We start from the raw sequence: 19,597 nt of genomic DNA on the forward strand, positions 1-19,597 counted from the left end.
AAGAACGACTAACGAAAGGATGGGATGAAATATGGAAACTGTGAACTTAATAGAATTAACAAAAGACATTCAAGATCAACATAAAAACTTCGTCGTTTCAAATATAAACAGTCATTGTTTACGAATCGCTGTATTTACTGGTGAATATGATTGGCACTATCATTCTAATTCGGATGAATTATTTATTGTGCTAGAGGGAGAATTACTTATTGATTTTGAAGATGGAGAAACAGCGGTTTTAAAGCCAAATGATTCTATTTTAATTCCAGCATGTACGATTCATAGAACGAGAGCATTAAAGAGAACGGTAAATCTTTGTTTTGAACATATAGAGGCTGATACGATTAAAGTGGAGCAATTATGAAAAAATTATCTGTAGCCGATTATAGAAAAGTTCTTCCGGTTTTAGAAGGTAATACAAGAACGACGACGTTTGCTTATGCGGTATGTGATCAAATGATAGATGGTGAGGTTTTTATAAACGGGCAATTAACAGCAGGATTAATTATTACAGCTAATGGTATCTATTATTTATTTGGTGATACGGATGATCAAAATTATAACGAAGAGTTATTTTCATATTTAAAAACGGCTATTGAAAAAACAGAGAAGAGATTTACACTGTTCACTTCGAGTGAAGAGTGGGAAATGATGATAGAAGAGCGTTTTAGTAATGTACTTCGGAACATCCCGCGAATGAAATTTCAAAGCGTAACCTTTGAAGAGAGTCAACGAGATTTTAACAAAAATACATATGAAGTGAAGCGTATTGATAGAAGAGATATAGAGCGCAGCAGTGAATTTAAAGAGGAGTACTACAAAGAGTATTGGGGATCAAAAGAAACGTTTTTGAACAGTGGTTTTGGATTTTGTATAGAACAAGATGGGATAATTGTAGCTGAATGTGTCTCAATATTTAGCGGGAATGGTTTTGCTGAAATAGATATTGCAACACATGAAGCGCATCAAGGGAAAGGATTAGCTCAAGCTGTTGCAACAAGGTTCATTGAACATTGCATGCAAAATGACATTATACCGAGCTGGGATTGTTATGTAGACAATATTCCTTCGCGAAAATTAGCTAGTAAATTAAGTTTTTATCATCCAATAGAATATAGTTTGTTTGTACGTAAGAAAACGGGGGAATAAAAATGAATGTAGAATTAACAAGATTTAAAGTTAAGCCTGGTAAGAGTCATCGAGTAGATGAATGGATGCAGCTTCTTAATGACAATTTGAAAGAAGTGCTTTTGACATTAAACGACGAAAAGATGTACGTTGAGACAATTTTCCGGGAAATAAGAGATGGAGAAGAGTACTTATATTGGTATTCTGTGCAAGGAGAAGGTGGTATTTTTGTCGAAAATTCGCATCATGAAATTGATAAAAAGCACTTAGCATTTTGGTATGAATGTATCGATGAAGAAGCACCGTCTATTGATATGAAAACAGAAGTTGTTATGATTCAAGATGTTGTGAAGGAAGCGATGAAATAATAGATTGTTATTTTATAACCGTAAAATGATCTTCTTTTTTGTTGGAATATATATTATTGGAGATGCTGTAGGATGAAAATTAGTAATAAATATATCACTCTCGGTGAAATAGAAATAATAAGAGAACCTTTAAATAAATTGCATGAATATCATAATAATAAATCAAAACATTTTTCTGGTGATTATCCAAGAATGACATTTGAGGAACGTATTGAAAATTATAAACAGAATTCAAATTACGGAGAATATAGAATTGAATTATTAGTTGAGGCGGAAACAGATGATATATTAGGGTTTTGTATAGCGTATAGTAAAAGTGTAAGCGGAAAGATTGAAGTTTTATTCGTTGATGAAAAATACCGAAGAAACGGATTTGGCTTAAAATTAATGAATAGTGCAGTGGAATGGTTTAAAGCGAAGAAGATAGATGAAATTGAATTAACAGTAGTGTATGGAAATGAAGCTGTATCGTTTTATGAAAAGTTGGGGTTCTATCCTCGTTCAATTATTATGGCAACTAAGTCATAACGATAGTATGGGGAGAGAGGAGTGGGAGTTTTTGCTTCAAAAAAATGATTCATATTTTACTAAAATATATGTGAAAAGCGCATCAAAATGGATGTGCTTTTTATTATGAAAAAATTTATAAAAGCTGCATTTGAATATCTTTAAGTGAAAATAAAGAGGGATATCGAGAATATTTTAGGATAAACTATAAAGTGAAACTTTAATCAGTGGAGTGGTTCATCCCCCACTGATTATCAGCCCTCACCAATCGGGCTTTTACGGGCAGTCCGCCCCCCACCTAATTTCTTTGCTTCCGCTGAATTTTGATGTGAGGTCTTACTGCCCGTTAATGCGGGATAAAGAAATAAAAAACACCAAACCAAAAGACTTACCAATATACGGTATAGTCGTAACAGGAAAAACAGAGGATTTACAAAGTTTACAAGGGTCACCGTATATTAAGGCTGCTGTAAGAGGTGTAACAGTTGAGAAATATTGATTACAAGTAATTAATGTGAATAATCAGAAAATTTATGTTATAATATGGGAAAAGGAGGTTTATATGAGGCAAATACATGGAGCAATTTATATTTACATAACAATGTTTTTCGTGGCGATATCCTATGGGTTGGGGCACGTGTATTCGCATCCTATACTAACTTTTTTAAGTGGAGCATGTATGGCGTTTGCGCTTCTTGTCCACCTTTTCTCAGTTTGGATCGTGAAATTTCAATTAAATATTAGTGAAATAGAAGAAGGCACTTTTTGAGTGGCCTTCTTTTTTAATAATATTTTGGAAGCTCTTGTAGCAATTTCTCAATTTCGAATTCGGTTTCTTCACATATAGAAAGTGTGCGTAGTCTGAAAAATAAGCTACGTAAGAAAGATTTTGTATTTCCATATAAAAACTCGTACGATTCAATAGGTAGTGCTTGTTTTTGGACCGGTAATTGAGCTACTAAGTCACGAAGGGCTAATATGAGTATTTCTTCTTTCAGGCCATTTTGCAGCATTGTGACAATCGGATAAACGAGACGCTCGTCTTCTTCATATTTGTAGTAAATAGAATGGACACAAACTTTGTTTAACAAAGTTTTTAATATCTCTTCGTAATGTAAAGTTTCTAGTTTAGGACTATGAACAAGCGCCTCAAATGTATCGGAAGCATGTGCGATACTATGTGCCCAGCCGTGGTCTTGCACATATCCGCGGAAATCATGTTCATTGTTCATATATAGAATTAATTGATCTTTTACAGTTAAAATATCATTCTGTGATAAGAAATTATGAGTTGTATCTGCATCTATAATGAGCGCAATTAATAAGGTCGTAAATGCACGAGTAAATACAGCATCTTCATCATCTGAATGAATCTTATACAATAAATATTTTTCACCGATGCTTTCTAATAATAGTTTCTGTAATTGTGTGTGTGAAAGGTAGCGATTTTTGATGAGATGATAAAAAGTAGAGTAGATGAGTTTGTCCCTTAAATAGCTATTAGTATCGCCAATATGTTCAAGCATATTGGAACTTAAAGAATCAATGTTAAGTGTGTTATCCAGTATGTAATTATTATTACGAATTTCTTCTAATTGTTGTTGTAACATATAAATCCTCCTATTTTAGAAAATTCTGTATTTTAACAGTATAATAAAAGGAAGGAATAGGCAATGAATTTTGATGTGGGGATCTTACTGTCCGTAAATGCGGGATAAATAAGTGTATTTGAATGGAGGGGGCATTATGAAGAGAGCATTATTCTTTTTCATTAGTATTTTCTTTTTAGGAAGCTGTTCCATTTCGTATGTTAATTTTTCTAGTGAGAGCAAAAGTTGGACTGGACAATATAAAGGGCATATTAAGGATGACAGTGAAGATGGAATGTTTACGTTTCAATATAAGGGTGGGGATGGAAAGACAGAATTTAAAAACTTAGAGATTGCTATTAATGGGGCCTTTAGTACAATGACACAAACGTCAGAAGTTCATAAAGGAGCAAGGGTTGAAATAAAATCTTCTTGTGTAAGTTGTGCACCTCTATCTAAAGATGAACCGATAGAAGTTGTAATTAAATGGGATGATAAGTATGAGGAGAAGATGGTGTTAAATTTGAAGTAGCCTAGAGTGAGGAGTTAAAAATGAATAGGCATGTGAAAATTGTTATGTTTTTAAGTGTATTTCTAGTCATATTATCAGCTTGTACTACAAAACAAGTAGAGCAGGTAACGGTAAAAGAAGTCCCTAAAGAAGGGTATATCATATTAAGAAATGACACGGTATTTTTTGTCGATGATAAAACGTTTAACACAAAAGTAGAGTTGCAAAATTATATAGAACAACAAATGAATAAAGAGCATCCATCACATATAGTCTTGAGCTTTAAGGACAAAGACGCATATAAACGGTTAAAAACAGGGGATAAAATAAAAGTATGGTTTTCTCAAATACTTGAAAGCTATCCAGCAAGAATGATTGTAGAGAAATTTGAAATAGTAGAGGAATAAAAAAAGGCAGCATTCACGCTGCCTTTTTATTATTTTACAAATTGTAATTCTTTCGGGAATTTCGTTAAAATTTCTGATCCGTCTTTTGTAATGTAAATATCATCTTCAATACGAACGCCACCTACGTTTGGTACGTAAATACCAGGTTCGATTGTGAAGACCATACCTTCTTTTAATGGAGACTCGTTACCAGCTTTTACATCTGGATATTCATGTACGCTAATTCCAAGTCCATGACCAAGTCGGTGCGGGAAGAAGTCTCCGTAACCTGCATCTGCGATAACAGAACGAGCAGCGTTATCGATTGCGCCAAGTGTAACACCTGGTTTACATGCTTCAACTGCTTGTAGTTGTCCAGCAAGTACAGTGTTGTAAATGCGAGTTTGCTCTTCAGAAATCTCACCGAATGCTACTGTACGTGTAATATCAGAGCAATAACCTTCAATGATTACACCTAAATCAAATAGTACGAAATCACCGCGCTTCATTTTGTTTGCGCCAGGAATACCGTGTGGAAGAGCAGAGTTTGCACCCGCTAATACCATCGTATCAAATGACATCTTATGTATGCCTTTTGTTTTTAATTCGTGTTCAATAATTGCTAATACTTCTAGCTCGCTACGGTTTTCTTTAATTGCATTTACACCAACTTCAACAGCGTAGTCCGCCATTTTAGCTGCTTCGCGTAAAATAGAAAGTTCTTTTTCATCTTTAATTAAACGAAGTTCGCGAACTTTCTCCTCAGCTGATTTGAAAGCTGCATTTGGGAATAATTTCGTTAATTCTTCGTAGCGCTCTACGTTTAAATGTTCTTTTTCAATTGCAACTGCATTTGCATTGATGCCGCGGTCTTTAATTGCTTTTGCAATCATATCCCATGGTCTGTCAGTATCAGTAAATCCGATAATTTCATGTGCCCAGCCAGCGTTACGTGCTTGACCTTCTTCCATTTTAGGACAAATTAAAATAGGTTCTTTTTCTTGGAATACAAACATACCAAGTAATCTTTCATGCGGTTCACAGTGGAAGTTCGTCATGTAGAAGACGTTCGGTGTAGAAGTTAAGAACGCAGCTTCTACGTTTTTTTCTTTTAGCCATTGCATTAAATTTTCTAATCTAGCATTCATCGATTGGCACCCCCGAGATATTTAATTACAAATATAACTTTAACTCGGAAGAAAGCGTTATGACAAGTAAATAGATGTTAGAAAAGACAGGGAATTGAAAAATCATGTAGAATAAAAAGTGAGAATGTGAATAGGGGAGGAATGTAATAATGAAAGTATCTTATCATGGGCATTCAGTTGTGAAAATTGAGGCGAATGGAAAAGTTATTTTAATTGACCCGTTTTTAACAGGTAATCCGAAAACAGATTTAAAAGCTGAAGATGTAAAAGTGGATGCAATCCTTTTATCGCATGGACACGGTGATCATGTTGGAGATACAGTAGAACTTGCGAAGAAAAATAATGCAGTTGTTGTAGCGCCATTTGAACTAGCAACATTTTTAAGTTGGCAAGGTGTAAATACACATCCGATGCATATTGGTGGTTCACATGAATTTGACTTCGGAAAAGTGAAGTTTACACAAGCATTCCACGGCTCTAGTTATATTGATGAAGCAAATAAGACGATTACATATACAGGTATGCCAGCAGGTATTTTATTTACAGCAGAAGAGAAAACAGTGTACCACGCAGGAGATACTGCACTATTCTCTGATATGAAGTTAATTGGGGAATTAAATAAAGTTGATCTAGCATTTTTACCAATTGGTGATAATTTCACAATGGGACCAGAAGATGCTGTACTAGCGGCAAAATGGATTAATGCGAAAACTGTTGTACCGATGCATTACAATACGTTCCCAGTTATTGAACAAGATCCATATCAATTTGTAGAAAAGCTACAAAATTGTACAGGGAAAGTATTAGAAGCTGGAGAAAGTATTACACTATAGAAAAGAAACCCTTCATTTGAAAAGAAAAGTGAAGGGTTTTTACGTGTGTAGAACAGCTTTTAATGCTTGTATTTGTTTTGGTGATTCTTTTCTTTTGGTACGTGGTTGTTCAGGTGTTTCATTCAATTCCATTGCAACTTTTTTCCCATCTACGAAAGCTAAAAATACAGCACCTACAACCTCTAAAAGTTTTTTCATCATGTGTTCGCTCCTTTGTTTTATTTCTTGTCTTCATTGTATAGGGAATCAAGTGGGCGAACTATCGAATGAGATGACAATAGCATTACATTGTTGTAATAGAATGACTGGTGGAATGTAAGAGTCATTTTGTTATAAAAAAAATAGTACAGGTATGCAAAGAGAGAGTGTAACAGTTTTGAAAATATAGTATACTGAAAGTACAACACATGAAGAATTTAGGGAAAAGAAAGTATGGTGAAACCATTTGGCTACCAAGCATAACCAAATTTTAGAACATATTAATAGCCTGCCAGTAGGCCATAAAATTTCTGTAAGACAAATTGCGAAAGATTTGAGTGTAAGTGAAGGGACAGCTTACCGTGCAATTAAAGATGCAGAAAATAAAGGATATGTTAGTACAATTGAACGTGTCGGAACAATTCGAATTGAACAAAAGAAGAAAGAGAATATCGAAAAACTGACATATGCAGAAGTCGTTAACATTGTCGACGGTCAAGTACTTGGGGGCAGAGAAGGACTACATAAAACATTAAATAAATTCGTAATCGGAGCTATGAAATTAGAAGCGATGATGCGCTATACAGAAGCTGGGAATTTACTCATTATTGGTAACCGTACGAATGCACATCAATTAGCGCTAGAAACTGGAGCCGCTGTATTAATTACGGGTGGATTTGATACAGAAGATCATGTGAAGAAATTAGCAGACGAATTAAAGCTGCCGATTATTTCAAGTAGCTACGATACATTTACGGTCGCAACGTTAATTAACCGTGCAATTTATGATCAACTGATTAAGAAAGAAATTGTACTTGTTGAGGATATTTTAACACCAATTGAAGAAACGTTATATTTAAAGCCACATGATACAGTACAGCAATGGCATGCATATAATGAAGAGACAATGCACGGAAGATATCCAATTGTCGATGAAAATAAAAAAGTGCTAGGAATCGTAACTTCAAAAGACATGATCGGTGTAGCGAAAGAAACACCAATTGATAAAGTAATGACAAAACACCCAATTACAGTGAATGGTAAAATGTCTGTCGCAGCTGCGGCACGTATGATGGTGTGGGAAGGAATTGAATTACTTCCTGTCGTTGAGGAAGGAAATAAACTGCAAGGTATTATTAGCCGTCAAGATGTACTTCAGGCACTGCAAATGATTCAACGTCAGCCACAAGTTGGAGAAACAATTGATGATATTGTAACGAATCAATTTATGACGCCAAAAGAAGCGAAAAATGAGCATCTATATCAATTTTCAGTGACGCCGCAAATGACGAACTCAATCGGAACGTTATCGTACGGTGTATTTGCAACAATTGTGACAGAAGCGACAAATCGCGTTATTCGTGCGCAAAAGAAAAGCGATTTAATTGTTGAAAACTTAACAATTTATTTCGTAAAGCCGGTTCAAATTGATAATGTTGTATCCGTTCATCCGAAAGTATTAGAAATTGGGCGTAAATTTGGTAAGGTTGATGTAGAGGTGCATCATGAAGGTAATGTCGTTGGAAAAGCATTACTTATGGTTCAGTTAATTGATAAATAAAAAGATGGAACAAATCGTTTTGATTTGTTCCATCTTTTTTGTTGTTTTAAATTTGAAAGGCATGATTTTAGATGAGAGTTTTAGTGAAATATGTATGGGGTGGAGTGGAAAAGTAACGCAAGAAAAGACAGAATAGTAATTCAATTTGGTTATATATTGTGTTATGATAATATTGTAAGAAAATGGATTTATGAAAGGTGGTATACATTATGTCGTCAGCCGTACTCTTTTTTGGTAGTATCGCATTATTTTACTTTCTTGTAATGATACCGATCCAATATTTATATTTACAAGGTTTACATGAAAAAAAGGAAAAGACAGGATTATCTCAGCGAGAGCTATATGAAAAAATGTCTTTTGGAGAAGAACAATTACATTTTCACGTACAAGGTAACCCATTTAATATACCATCTGCGTTTGTCGCATATATGATTTTAAAAGTTAGAGGACGTAAAAAAGCATCACAATTTTGATGCTTTTTTACGTTGTTTCATAGACTTCTGCTTCTTTAACTGCTAATGGTAAGAAATGTTTGTATTGGCGAAATCCATTAAATACACTTGCACTACCAAATAGAACGAATAAGATACCAACGATAATACGAGCGGTTGAAAGTTCTAAAAAGAATTGGTTTATCCCGAAGAATAAGACGAATGAACCGAGTGCCATTGCGGATTTTCCAGAGAGCCAACCTTTCTCCATTGGGCGGTTTGTACGAAAGTATTTTGTTTTGTAGAAGAGATACAACATAAATGAGACGATAATACAGAAGACTAATACTGGCATAATGAACACTCCCATCGTTTTATGAAAAAAATAGTGGAGAAAAAAGAAATGTCTAAACTTTCTAACTTTTATTATAAAGCAATTGTTCGCATGTATGAAATACTTTCCGTTATAATGAGAGATAAAGTGAAGAAGTTGATTAAAAAGGAGATTATACATATGCATGAGCAAATTTTAGGAGCAATTAAAGAGTTTGATACAATTATTATTCATCGCCACGTGCGTCCGGATCCAGATGCATTAGGTTCACAGGGTGGCCTTGGTACAATTCTAAAAGAATCGTTTCCAGAGAAAAATATTTATACGGTTGGGTACAATGAACCGTCGTTAGCATACTTACGAGTAATGGATGATATTGAAGATAGTGTATACGAAAATGCGCTTGTTATTGTTTGTGATACTGCGAATCAAGAACGTGTTGACGATCAACGCTATACAAAAGGGAAGATGTTAATTAAAATTGATCATCATCCAAATGAAGATCCATATGGAGATATTACGTGGGTAGATACGACAGCGAGTTCGACAAGTGAAATGATTTATGAGTTTTATAACTATGGAAAAGATAAAGGATTAAAAATAACAAAAGAAGCAGCCCGCCTTATTTTAGCAGGAATTGTTGGAGATACAGGTCGTTTCTTATTCCCAAATACGACAGCAAAAACACTTCGTTACGTAAGTGAGCTTGTTGACATGGGTGTGAAATTCACAGATTTATACAATGAAATGTATAAGACAAAAGAAAAAATTGCTCGTTTAAACGGTTATATTTTACAAAACTTTACGATGGTAGAAGAAGGAGCAGCTTACATTAAATTAACGAAAGAAGTATTAGAAGAATTTGATGTACTTCCTTCTGAAGCATCTGGTGTTGTTGGAGCGCTTGGCAATATTGATGGATTAAAGGCGTGGGTTCTATTTTTAGAGGAAGACGACGTAATTCGTGTTCGTCTTCGTTCAAAAGGACCAGTTATAAACAAATTGGCAATGCAATATAACGGCGGAGGACATCCGATGGCTTCTGGTGCCAAGGCATCTTCTTGGGAAGAAGCGGATCGTCTTTTTGCTGATTTACGTGAGATTTGTAAATAAGGGACTATATGTTAGAACGAAAAGAAGGAGCGGCGCTAAAGCCCTCCTTCTTTATTTTTCCTTTTCTATAGTAATGCTAATTTCAAGCACTGTATCAAAAGATATTGTATCGACTTTAAAACGGTATAGTCGATCGTAATGTTTGTACGTTTTGTTTTCGATTACCTTTTTGAGTAGGTCTTTATTTTTTGCGATACTTTGAATGTTTTTCGTTAAAAGATGCTGGAGATCATTATGGATAGATGTAGTCATATTTTCGAGTGTAAGATTGTCTAAATCGTATTTTTCCCGATTGATAAGTTTTATTTTAATCTCTTGAATGGTTAAGAGCCGTTTATTTTCAGTGTTCAATTTTTCTTGATCTTCGAGAAGGACGTGGAGCTTTGCTTCTTGTTTTTCTATAATTTCTCTTTGTTCTGCTATTTTACTAGCTTGTTCTTCTTGAAAAACACCGTATATGTACAAAAAAATAAACCAGCTCAACACGCCTCCAACAGCAGCACCAGCTAATACTAAGTACCATCTTTTTGCTGTATTGGCACTTGGTACTCTCATACATGTTCCTGCGTTAGCCATTTAATAATAATGAGACCTGTTTGCATACCACCAGTTGCGAAAAAAATAAGGAGAATTTGTTTTACAATATCTTTCATATCTCCGCCAAAGAAACTTCTTTCAAAGCTATAAAAGGTATCGAATGTTCCACCGATTGCTGCAACGAGTGCCCAAATTCTTAAATTTTGGGCGAATTGATTAATGTAAGTTAGAGCTGGTTTTCCGATAAGAAACGCACCAAATCCACCAATTAATGAACCGCCAAGTATAACCCCAAAGGCAATAAAATAACTAATAATAAGCAGAGAGAAAAAAGTATGTTCTCTTACATCCATCGTCATTCCCCTTTCTTCTTCATATATATGGACAAAGTATAAGAAGTATGTTTTGATTTCCGCTTTCCTCATCACCTATAATAAAAGTAGTCAAATAGGTAAAGAGAGGGTACAACAGTGAAGTTTGTGCATTTACAATGTCAAACCGTTTTTAGTTTATTAAAAAGTGCTTGTAAAATTGATGAGCTTGTAGTCAGGGCGAAAGAACTTGGTTTTTCATCGCTGGCTATTACGGATGAAAATGTTATGTATGGCGTTATTCCGTTTTATAAAGCATGTAAGAAACATGGTATACAGCCTGTTATTGGATTAACCGCTTCTATTTTTAGTGAAGAAGAAGAAAGGTCTTATCCGCTTGTATTACTTGCTGAGAATGAAATAGGCTACCAAAATTTATTAAAGATTTCTAGCAGTATTATGACAAAATCCAAAGAAGGTATTCCTAAGAAGTGGCTTGCGCATTATGCGAAAGGATTAATTGCTATTTCACCAGGTAAAGATGGCGAAATTGAGCAATTATTACTAGAAGACAATGAGAGTCAGGCTGAAGAAGTAGCTCGCACATATCAAAATATGTTCGGCCATTTTTATATGAGTTTGCAGCATCATGCGATTCAAGATGAGTTGCTTTTACAAGAGAAACTACCTGAATTTATTAGTAGGGTTAATATTCCAGTCGTTGCAACAAACGATGTGCGCTATATCAATCAAAGTGACGCACTTGTTCACGAATGTTTACTATCTGTTGAAAGTGGAACGAAAATGACTGATCCAGATAGGCCGAGGCTGAAAACAGATCAATATTATTTAAAGTCATCGGATGAAATGGAAGCACTATTTTCCCATGCGCCGGAAGCAATCCAAAATACAATGAAAATTGCAGAGCGTTGCCAAGTAGAAATACCGTTCCATGTAAATCAACTTCCGAAGTTTCCTGTTTCGTCTAATGAAACGAGTGATATATACTTGCGTCGTGTTTGTGAAGAAGGTTTGCGGAAACGATATGGTGCGCCGAAAGAAGTGCATATAAAGCGTTTAAATCATGAATTAAATGTTATTTCTCGTATGGGATTTAGTGATTATTTCCTCATCGTATGGGATTTTATGAAGTATGCACATGAAAATCATATTTTAACAGGACCAGGTCGTGGATCGGCAGCTGGTTCACTCGTCTCATACGTATTAGAAATTACAGATATTGATCCAATTGAATACGATCTATTATTTGAAAGGTTTTTAAATCCTGAACGTGTGACGCTTCCCGATATTGATATTGATTTTCCAGACGTAAGACGTGATGAGATGATTCGCTATGTGAAAGATAAATACGGTCAGCTCCGTGTTGCGCAAATTGTAACGTTTGGTACGCTTGCAGCAAAAGCGGCAATTAGAGACATTGCCCGCGTAATGGGGCTTCCGCCGCGAGATATTGATATATTTTCAAAACTTATCCCATCAAAGCTTGGTATAACGTTAAAAGATGCATATGAAGAATCACAATCACTTCGTGAGTTTATACAAGGGAATCTTCTGCATGAGCGTGTGTTTGAAATCGCAAAACGTGTAGAAGGTTTACCACGTCATACGTCTATTCATGCGGCTGGCGTTATTATGAGTCAAGAACCGCTAACAGGCAGTGTAGCAATTCAAGAAGGACATAACGATGTTTATGTTACGCAATATCCAGCCGATGCGCTAGAAGAACTTGGGTTGCTTAAGATGGACTTTTTAGGATTACGTAATTTAACGTTACTTGAAAATATTATAAAATTTATCGCGAACAAAACAGGGAAAGAAATCGATATAAGAAACTTACCTCTTCAAGATGAAAAGACGTTCCAATTATTAGGGAGAGGGGATACAACAGGTGTATTCCAGCTTGAGTCAGGTGGTATGCGAAATGTACTTCGCGGGTTAAAACCGAATGAGTTTGAAGATATCGTAGCTGTTAACTCATTATACAGACCGGGACCGATGGAACAGATACCGACCTTTATTGAATCGAAACATGGAAAAAGAAAAATTGAATATTTACATCCGGATTTAAAGCCAATTTTAGAAAGAACATACGGCGTCATTGTATACCAAGAACAAATTATGCAAATTGCATCGAAGTTAGCAGGGTTTTCGCTTGGTGAAGCAGATTTACTGCGCCGTGCAGTGAGTAAAAAGAATCGTGATATTTTAGATCAGGAACGTAAGCATTTTGTCCAAGGTTGTTTGCAAAATGGTTACGATGAGACGTCTGCTGAGAAAATTTACGATTTAATTGTAAGATTTGCGAATTACGGTTTTAACCGAAGTCACGCTGTAGCTTACAGTATGATCGGATATCAACTTGCCTACTTAAAAGCGAACTATACGCTGGAATTTATGACGGCACTATTATCAAGTGCAATTGGAAATGAAGATAAAATTGTACAGTATATACGAGAAACGAAGCGAAAAGGTTTTCATGTTTTGCCGCCGTCTCTTCAAAAAAGTGGTTACAACTTCCAAATAGAGGGGAATGCGATACGTTACAGTTTACTTTCGATTCGAAATATTGGAATGGCTACAGTGACGGCATTATTAGAAGAACGAGAGAAAAAAATGTTCGAAGATTTGTTTGAATTTTGTCTCCGTTTGCCGTCAAAGTTTGTAACGGAGCGCAATTTAGAAGCTTTCGTCTGGTCGGGATGTTTTGATGATTTTGGTGTTTCGAGAACGAATTTATGGAAAAGTATTAAAGGGGCATTAGAGTACGCGAATCTCGCACGTGATTTAGGAGATGCTGTTCCAAAATCAAAATACGTACAAGGAGAAGAGCTATCTTTTATTGAACAACTAAATAAAGAGAAAGAAGCACTTGGCTTTTATTTATCAAGTTATCCGACAGCGCAGTATGTAAAGTTAGCAAAAGAATTAGAAATTCCATCTCTCGCTCAGGCGATGCGATACAAGAAAAAAGTACAAAGAGCTATTGTGTATATAACAAGTGTGAGAGTGATTCGTACGAAAAAGTTTCAAAAGATGGCATTTATTACATTCTGTGATCAAAATGATGAAATGGAAGCAGTCCTCTTCCCGGAAACGTATATACATTTCTCGGACAAGTTACAAGAAGGAGCAATTGTTTTAGTTGACGGCATGATTGAGCTAAGAAATCATAAGCTGCAATGGATTGTAAATGGGCTATATCCGCTAGAGGAAATGGATGTTTATGAAGAAAAGAAAGACGCATCTGTTTACGTGAAATTGCCGTCTCAGTATGAGAAAAAGCTTTTAAATCAGGTTACGAAAATATTGTTCGACTATTCAGGTTTTGCGAAAGTACTAATTTATTATGAAAAGGAACATAAAATGGTACAATTATCTCGGAGTTTATCGATTCATCCAAGTGAAGAATGTTTAGGAGCACTTCGTGAAATTGTCGGGGAAGAAAATGTAGTTGTGAAAATATAATGGACAATTTCCCTACACTTCGATTATTATAGTAGTAGTGTTCGTGGTCAGACCACTTGGAGAAATTGATATCAGCAAGAATAATTTGAGGAGAGTGGATAGTTTGTCAACACTTCGTGAAGAAGCACTTCACATGCATAAAGTGCATCAAGGAAAATTAGAAACTGTATCAAAAGTAAAAGTAGAAAATGCAAAAGATTTAAGTCTTGCATATTCTCCAGGGGTTGCAGAACCTTGTAAAGAAATTTATGACGATAAAAGTAAGGTATATGAATATACGATGAAGGGAAATATGGTAGCAGTTGTGACAGACGGAACGGCTGTACTTGGTCTTGGTAACATTGGACCTGAAGCATCTCTTCCAGTAATGGAAGGTAAAGCTGTATTATTCAAGAGCTTTGCTGGTGTAGATGCATTCCCGATTGCCTTAAATACAAACGATGTAGATAAAATTGTTGAAACTGTAAAATTAATGGAGCCAACTTTTGGCGGCGTTAACTTAGAAGATATCGCAGCACCAAACTGCTTCATTATTGAAGAGCGTTTGAAAAAAGAAACAAATATTCCTATCTTCCATGATGATCAACACGGAACAGCTATCGTAACAGTAGCAGGTCTTGTAAATGCACTGAAATTAGTTGGAAAGAAAATGTCTGACATTAAAGTTGTCGCAAATGGCGCAGGTGCAGCAGGTATTGCAATTATTAAACTTTTATATCGCTATGGTGTACGCGACATTATTATGTGTGACCGTAAAGGGGCAATCTATGATGGTCGTCCTACAGGTATGAATCCGGTGAAGGATGAAGTTGCAAAATATACAAATAAGAATCGTATAGAAGGTTCTTTAGCTGATGTTGTACAAGGTGCGGACGTATTCATTGGTGTATCTGCAGAAGGTGCATTAACAGAAGAGATGGTTCGTACAATGAATGACAATGCGATTATTTTTGCAATGGCAAATCCAGTTCCAGAAATTATGCCAGAATTGGCAAAAGCAGCGGGCGCAGCTGTTGTTGGAACAGGTCGTTCTGACTTCCCGAACCAAGTAAATAATGTACTGGCGTTCCCTGGTATTTTCCGCGGTGCACTTGACGTACATGCGACACAAATTAACGAAGAAATGAAGATGGCAGCTGTACAGGCTATTGCTGAGCTTGTAGCAGAAGATGAGTTGAATGCAGACTATATCATTCCAGCACCATTTGACGCGCGTGTAGCGCCTCAAGTAGCGGCTTACGTTGCAAAAGCAGCAATGGAGACAGGAGTAGCTCGCCGTCAAGTAGATCCAAATGAGATCGCTGAAAAAACAAAACAATTAGCGCTGATTGGTAAAGAATAAGCGAGGAATTTCCATTGACATCATCAAATACAAAAGTATATCTCGAAATTGTAAAAAAAATCCGTTCCATTATGGAAGAGGATGGATTGGTAGCGGGGGATCGTTTGCCGTCTGAGCGCGAGTTAAGTTCACGCTTAAACGTAGGACGTTCCTCTGTAAGAGAAGCATTGCGTGCTTTAGAACTGGTAGGATTGATTGAAACGAGACGTGGTGAAGGGACGTTTATTCGAAACTTTTATGATAACGGTCTTGTACAATTAATTGCTCCGTTCTTACTGCAAGATGAGAAAACAATTCGTGATTTATTACAAACAAAACGATTGCTTGAGAAAGATATGATTCGAATTGTATGTAATTTACCGAAAGAAACGTTTTCTAAAGTACTAAGTAGATTACACCAAGTACTTGAAGAAAATGAAAGCTCAATCCCAACGCTTCATCAAACGTTCTTTAAAACACTTATTGAACAAGTCGATAATTATTTACTATATCGCATTTGGATGATCGTAAATGATTACGTAGCAACTCTTTCTTGTAAAGTTTCAAGAGATTCTATCGATATGTATAGAAAGCTTTATGCTACTTTGGAAGAAAAACAAGAAAATGATGCACTAAAAATTTACGATGAATTAGTAGAGAATATACAGTTTCACTCGTAATGTATAAAATTTGTCGAAATGACCATGACACGTTATGACAAACATTCTACCGCGTAGCGGTTAAAGTTAAACGTAAAGAGTGAGGTTATTAGACAGATTGAGAAGATAAGGCTAACATCAAACTTTGGTGTTAGCCCCATTTTCTTCTTACGCTAACCTTAGCTCTCAACGAAGGGGGTCAAATTGTGCTAAGAGATTTATTCGTGAAAAAGAAAAAGTACGCTGCAATACCTTCAGAACAAGTACGAAAAGATGTACCAGATGGCGTTATGACAAAATGTCCGGAATGTAAAAAAATCATGTATACGAAAGAACTTCTAAAAAATTTAAAAGTATGTGTGAATTGTGGATATCATCATCCTATGAATGCATGGGAACGTCTTGATAGTATATTGGACGAAGGGTCATTCCGTGAGTATGACAAAGAAATGGTTTCATTAAATCCACTCGAGTTTCCAGGTTATGAAGAGAAACTAGAGAGCGATCGTAAGAAGACTGAATTGAACGAAGCGGTTGTAACTGGTGAAGGAACAATTGATGACATGCTTGTTGTTGTTGCAGTAATGGATTCTCGTTTTCGAATGGGGAGCATGGGCTCTGTAGTAGGAGAAAAAATCGCCCGTGCGGTTGAAAAGGCGTACGACTTACAAGTTCCATTTATTATCTTTACTGCTTCGGGTGGTGCCCGTATGCAAGAAGGGATATTAAGTTTAATGCAAATGGCAAAAACAAGCGTAGCTTTGAAAAAGCATAGTAATGCAGGAGGGTTATTTATTTCTGTTATGACTCACCCAACGACGGGCGGGGTTTCAGCGAGTTTCGCTTCACTTGGTGATTATAATCTTGCAGAACCAGGTGCACTTATCGGATTTGCTGGTAGACGTGTAATTGAACAAACGGTGCGTGAGAAACTACCGGAAGATTTCCAAACGGCAGAATTCTTACTAGATCATGGTCAATTAGATGCGGTGGTGCATCGTGATGATATGAGAGAATCGCTTCGCAAGATTTTAGAAGTTCATCAAGGAGGGGAATTGGCTGTATGGCAGAGCTAGAATTTGAAAAACCAGTTGTTGAGCTAAGAAATAAGATTCGTGAACTGAAAGACTATACGAAAAACAGCCAGATGGACTTCAGTGAGGAGATTCGTATTTTGGAAGAAAAGCTAGAAAATTTAGAGGAAGATATATACGGCAATCTAAAAGTATGGGACCGTGTTCAAATTGCTCGTCATGCAGAACGACCGACAACGCTCGATTATATTGAGCACTTATTTACTGATTTTTTCGAATGTCATGGAGATCGTCTATTTGGCGATGATGCAGCGATTGTCGGCGGCATTGCGAAATATAAAGGGATGCCTGTAACTGTAATTGGGCATCAGCGCGGAAAAGATACGAAAGAAAATATTCGCCGTAACTTTGGAATGCCTCATCCAGAAGGATATCGAAAAGCACTGCGTCTCATGAAACAAGCGGAAAAGTTTAATCGTCCTATTATTTGTTTCATCGATACGAAGGGAGCTTATCCTGGTAAAGCAGCTGAAGAACGTGGACAAAGTGAAGCTATTGCCCGCAACCTATTTGAGATGGCAGGTTTAACGGTACCAGTTATTTGTATCGTTATCGGTGAAGGCGGTAGTGGTGGTGCGCTAGGTCTTGGAGTAGGAGATTACATTCATATGCTAGAAAATTCCACTTATTCTGTTATTACACCAGAGGGTGCAGCGGCAATTCTTTGGAAAGATGCAGGAAAAGCAAAGGAAGCTGCAGAAGCAATGAAAATTACAGCAGCAGATTTGAAAGAATTAGGTGTAATTGATGAAATTATTCCAGAGGCAAAAGGTGGAGCTCACCGTAATCTTTTAAAACAGTCAGAAAATATAGACTTAATGATTAGAAAAACTTTTGAACAATTAAACGGAATTTCGAAAGATGAATTAATCGAAAAACGTTATGAAAAATATATGAAAATTGGGCAAGTTTCGTTTTCAAACGCTTCCATTGGGATAAAATAAGAAAAGCGTGCGTTCCTCTTCGCGAATGCACGTTTTTATTATGAAAAGACACATCTTCTCCATTGTGTTTTTATATTTTTTCGTGTTATTTTATTATAAGGCAAATAATCTTTATGAGGTGAGTACAAATGAAACGTATTGGTGTATTAACAAGTGGTGGAGATTCACCTGGTATGAATGCTGCCATTCGTGCAGTTGTTCGTAAAGCGATTTTCCATGATATTGAAGTATATGGTATTTACCATGGATACGCTGGATTAATTTCTGGTCACATTGAAAAATTAGAACTTGGTTCTGTTGGCGATATTATCCACCGCGGTGGTACGAAATTATATACAGCAAGATGTCCTGAGTTTAAAGACCCAGAAGTACGACTAAAAGGTATCGAGCAATTAAAGAAACATGGTATCGAAGGACTTGTTGTTATTGGTGGAGATGGTTCTTACCAAGGCGCTAAAAAATTAACTGAACAAGGATTCCCATGTGTTGGTGTACCAGGTACAATCGACAATGATATCCCTGGAACAGACTTCACAATTGGTTTCGATACAGCTTTAAACACTGTTATTGATGCAATTGATAAAATCCGTGACACAGCTACATCTCATGAACGTACATATGTTATCGAAGTAATGGGACGTCACGCTGGTGATATCGCATTATGGGCTGGTTTAGCTGATGGTGCAGAAACAATCTTAATTCCAGAAGAAGAGTATGACATGGATGATGTTATCGCTCGTCTGAAGCGCGGTAGTGAACGTGGTAAAAAACACAGTATTATTGTTGTAGCTGAAGGTGTTGGAAGTGCAATTGACATCGGTAAGCACATTGAAGAAGCAACAAACTTTGATACTCGTGTAACTGTATTAGGTCACGTACAACGTGGCGGATCACCAAGTGCACAAGACCGTGTATTAGCAAGTCGTCTTGGCGCAAGAGCAGTTGAATTATTAATTGCTGGTAGAGGTGGACGTTGTGTAGGTATTCAAGATAACAAACTTGTTGATCATGATATTATCGAAGCGTTAGCTCAAAAGCATACAATCGATAAAGATATGTATCAATTATCTAAAGAATTATCCATCTAATCGGCGTAATGTCGGATATTTGGGAACGGTTTCATAATTTTCGGAGGTGC

23 protein-coding genes and 1 pseudogene are annotated in these 19,597 nt (G+C 36.2%); 18 read left to right on the forward strand and 6 right to left on the reverse strand.

All coding sequences use genetic code 11. The features are described from left to right. The first annotated feature begins 31 nt into the window (after positions 1-31). The 6 genes and pseudogenes from CQ064_RS05230 to CQ064_RS05255 all read left to right on the forward strand — a co-directional run bounded on the left by CQ064_RS05230 (position 32) and on the right by CQ064_RS05255 (position 2,772). The gene (locus CQ064_RS05230; RefSeq protein WP_000450933.1) at positions 32-364 is read left to right on the forward strand and encodes a cupin domain-containing protein; all 333 of its coding nucleotides are present in this window, start codon (positions 32-34) and stop codon (positions 362-364) included. Further along, positions 361-1,149, forward strand: a complete 789-nt coding sequence (locus CQ064_RS05235; protein WP_000736718.1) for a GNAT family N-acetyltransferase — start codon at positions 361-363, stop codon at positions 1,147-1,149. Before CQ064_RS05230 ends, CQ064_RS05235 begins: the two co-directional genes overlap by 4 nt. 2 nt (positions 1,150-1,151) lie before the next feature. Further along, complete coding sequence (locus tag CQ064_RS05240; RefSeq protein ID WP_001100204.1) at positions 1,152-1,496, forward strand: DUF6176 family protein; 345 nt, start codon at positions 1,152-1,154, stop codon at positions 1,494-1,496. Between the two features lie 72 nt (positions 1,497-1,568). Beyond that, positions 1,569-2,024: a GNAT family N-acetyltransferase gene (locus CQ064_RS05245; protein WP_000703678.1), complete on the forward strand. Its 456-nt coding sequence runs from the start codon at positions 1,569-1,571 to the stop codon at positions 2,022-2,024. Positions 2,025-2,361: 337 nt separating this feature from the next. Continuing rightward, positions 2,362-2,502, forward strand: a pseudogene (locus CQ064_RS33110) (anti sigma factor C-terminal domain-containing protein); the annotation flags it as partial. A gap of 63 nt (positions 2,503-2,565) precedes the next feature. Then, on the forward strand, positions 2,566-2,772 hold the full coding sequence (locus CQ064_RS05255) for a hypothetical protein (RefSeq protein ID WP_001248905.1): 207 nt from the start codon (positions 2,566-2,568) through the stop codon (positions 2,770-2,772). Between the two features lie 13 nt (positions 2,773-2,785). Here the strand turns inward: CQ064_RS05255 and CQ064_RS05260 are convergent, their stop codons facing one another. Further along, a complete protein-coding gene (locus tag CQ064_RS05260; RefSeq protein ID WP_000941473.1) occupies positions 2,786-3,613 on the reverse strand; it encodes a DUF2785 domain-containing protein in 828 nt (275 codons plus the stop codon). A gap of 136 nt (positions 3,614-3,749) precedes the next feature. Here CQ064_RS05260 and CQ064_RS05265 point away from each other — a divergent pair, with 136 nt between their 5' ends. Together CQ064_RS05265 and CQ064_RS05270 are read left to right on the forward strand one after the other, a co-directional pair. Next, complete coding sequence (locus CQ064_RS05265) at positions 3,750-4,124, forward strand: hypothetical protein (RefSeq protein WP_000816700.1); 375 nt, start codon at positions 3,750-3,752, stop codon at positions 4,122-4,124. 20 nt (positions 4,125-4,144) lie between these two features. Beyond that, entirely contained in the window at positions 4,145-4,510 is a 366-nt protein-coding gene (locus CQ064_RS05270; RefSeq protein WP_001079431.1) for a DUF3221 domain-containing protein, read from the forward strand. A gap of 29 nt (positions 4,511-4,539) precedes the next feature. Here CQ064_RS05270 and pepQ read toward each other — a convergent pair whose 3' ends face one another. Further along, positions 4,540-5,637 (reverse strand): Xaa-Pro dipeptidase, encoded by a 1,098-nt coding sequence (pepQ, locus tag CQ064_RS05275; RefSeq protein WP_000994037.1) that lies wholly within the window; start codon positions 5,635-5,637, stop codon positions 4,540-4,542. Between the two features lie 149 nt (positions 5,638-5,786). Between pepQ and CQ064_RS05280 the strand changes: the two genes are divergently transcribed. After that, the gene (locus CQ064_RS05280; protein WP_000868922.1) at positions 5,787-6,470 is read left to right on the forward strand and encodes a metal-dependent hydrolase; all 684 of its coding nucleotides are present in this window, start codon (positions 5,787-5,789) and stop codon (positions 6,468-6,470) included. Between the two features lie 39 nt (positions 6,471-6,509). Here CQ064_RS05280 and CQ064_RS33340 read toward each other — a convergent pair whose 3' ends face one another. Next, the gene (locus tag CQ064_RS33340) at positions 6,510-6,671 is read right to left on the reverse strand and encodes a hypothetical protein (RefSeq protein ID WP_000976304.1); all 162 of its coding nucleotides are present in this window, start codon (positions 6,669-6,671) and stop codon (positions 6,510-6,512) included. Between the two features lie 244 nt (positions 6,672-6,915). On the opposite strand from CQ064_RS33340, the gene CQ064_RS05290 reads away from it, so the two are divergent. Both CQ064_RS05290 and CQ064_RS05295 read left to right on the forward strand, forming a co-directional pair. Then, entirely contained in the window at positions 6,916-8,229 is a 1,314-nt protein-coding gene (locus CQ064_RS05290; protein ID WP_000201579.1) for a CBS domain-containing protein, read from the forward strand. A 209-nt stretch (positions 8,230-8,438) separates the two neighbouring features. Next, positions 8,439-8,702 carry a DUF3949 domain-containing protein gene (locus CQ064_RS05295; protein ID WP_000093046.1) on the forward strand — a complete coding sequence of 88 codons (264 nt, stop codon included), beginning with the start codon at positions 8,439-8,441 and terminating at the stop codon, positions 8,700-8,702. 7 nt (positions 8,703-8,709) lie between these two features. Here CQ064_RS05295 and CQ064_RS05300 read toward each other — a convergent pair whose 3' ends face one another. After that, positions 8,710-9,015 carry a YtpI family protein gene (locus tag CQ064_RS05300; RefSeq protein WP_001144766.1) on the reverse strand — a complete coding sequence of 102 codons (306 nt, stop codon included), beginning with the start codon at positions 9,013-9,015 and terminating at the stop codon, positions 8,710-8,712. A gap of 159 nt (positions 9,016-9,174) precedes the next feature. Here CQ064_RS05300 and CQ064_RS05305 point away from each other — a divergent pair, with 159 nt between their 5' ends. Further along, complete coding sequence (locus CQ064_RS05305; protein WP_000545129.1) at positions 9,175-10,107, forward strand: DHH family phosphoesterase; 933 nt, start codon at positions 9,175-9,177, stop codon at positions 10,105-10,107. A gap of 51 nt (positions 10,108-10,158) precedes the next feature. On the opposite strand, the gene ytrI is transcribed toward CQ064_RS05305, so the two are convergent. Both ytrI and CQ064_RS05315 read right to left on the reverse strand, forming a co-directional pair. After that, the gene (gene ytrI, locus CQ064_RS05310; protein WP_001265736.1) at positions 10,159-10,662 is read right to left on the reverse strand and encodes a sporulation membrane protein YtrI; all 504 of its coding nucleotides are present in this window, start codon (positions 10,660-10,662) and stop codon (positions 10,159-10,161) included. Next, the gene (locus CQ064_RS05315; RefSeq protein ID WP_002005839.1) at positions 10,659-11,072 is read right to left on the reverse strand and encodes a YtrH family sporulation protein; all 414 of its coding nucleotides are present in this window, start codon (positions 11,070-11,072) and stop codon (positions 10,659-10,661) included. Before CQ064_RS05315 ends, ytrI begins: the two co-directional genes overlap by 4 nt. A 42-nt stretch (positions 11,073-11,114) precedes the next feature. Between CQ064_RS05315 and dnaE the strand changes: the two genes are divergently transcribed. The 6 genes from dnaE to pfkA all read left to right on the forward strand — a co-directional run bounded on the left by dnaE (position 11,115) and on the right by pfkA (position 19,547). Then, the gene (gene dnaE / locus CQ064_RS05320; RefSeq protein ID WP_000673733.1) at positions 11,115-14,441 is read left to right on the forward strand and encodes a DNA polymerase III subunit alpha; all 3,327 of its coding nucleotides are present in this window, start codon (positions 11,115-11,117) and stop codon (positions 14,439-14,441) included. 133 nt (positions 14,442-14,574) lie between these two features. Next, positions 14,575-15,783 (forward strand): NADP-dependent malic enzyme, encoded by a 1,209-nt coding sequence (ystJ, locus tag CQ064_RS05325; protein ID WP_161114790.1) that lies wholly within the window; start codon positions 14,575-14,577, stop codon positions 15,781-15,783. Positions 15,784-15,797: 14 nt separating this feature from the next. Beyond that, on the forward strand, positions 15,798-16,442 hold the full coding sequence (locus CQ064_RS05330; RefSeq protein ID WP_000204444.1) for a FadR/GntR family transcriptional regulator: 645 nt from the start codon (positions 15,798-15,800) through the stop codon (positions 16,440-16,442). A gap of 185 nt (positions 16,443-16,627) precedes the next feature. Next, the gene (gene accD / locus CQ064_RS05335; RefSeq protein ID WP_000942855.1) at positions 16,628-17,497 is read left to right on the forward strand and encodes an acetyl-CoA carboxylase, carboxyltransferase subunit beta; all 870 of its coding nucleotides are present in this window, start codon (positions 16,628-16,630) and stop codon (positions 17,495-17,497) included. Beyond that, positions 17,485-18,459: an acetyl-CoA carboxylase carboxyl transferase subunit alpha gene (accA, locus tag CQ064_RS05340; protein ID WP_000818801.1), complete on the forward strand. Its 975-nt coding sequence runs from the start codon at positions 17,485-17,487 to the stop codon at positions 18,457-18,459. The genes accD and accA overlap by 13 nt, the downstream gene beginning before the upstream one ends. A gap of 128 nt (positions 18,460-18,587) precedes the next feature. Further along, a complete protein-coding gene (gene pfkA / locus CQ064_RS05345; protein WP_000821158.1) occupies positions 18,588-19,547 on the forward strand; it encodes a 6-phosphofructokinase in 960 nt (319 codons plus the stop codon). Positions 19,548-19,597 lie beyond the last annotated feature (50 nt).

Source organism: Bacillus sp. MYb78 (genome assembly GCF_002975115.1).
Lineage (GTDB): Bacteria > Bacillota > Bacilli > Bacillales > Bacillaceae_G > Bacillus_A > Bacillus_A cereus.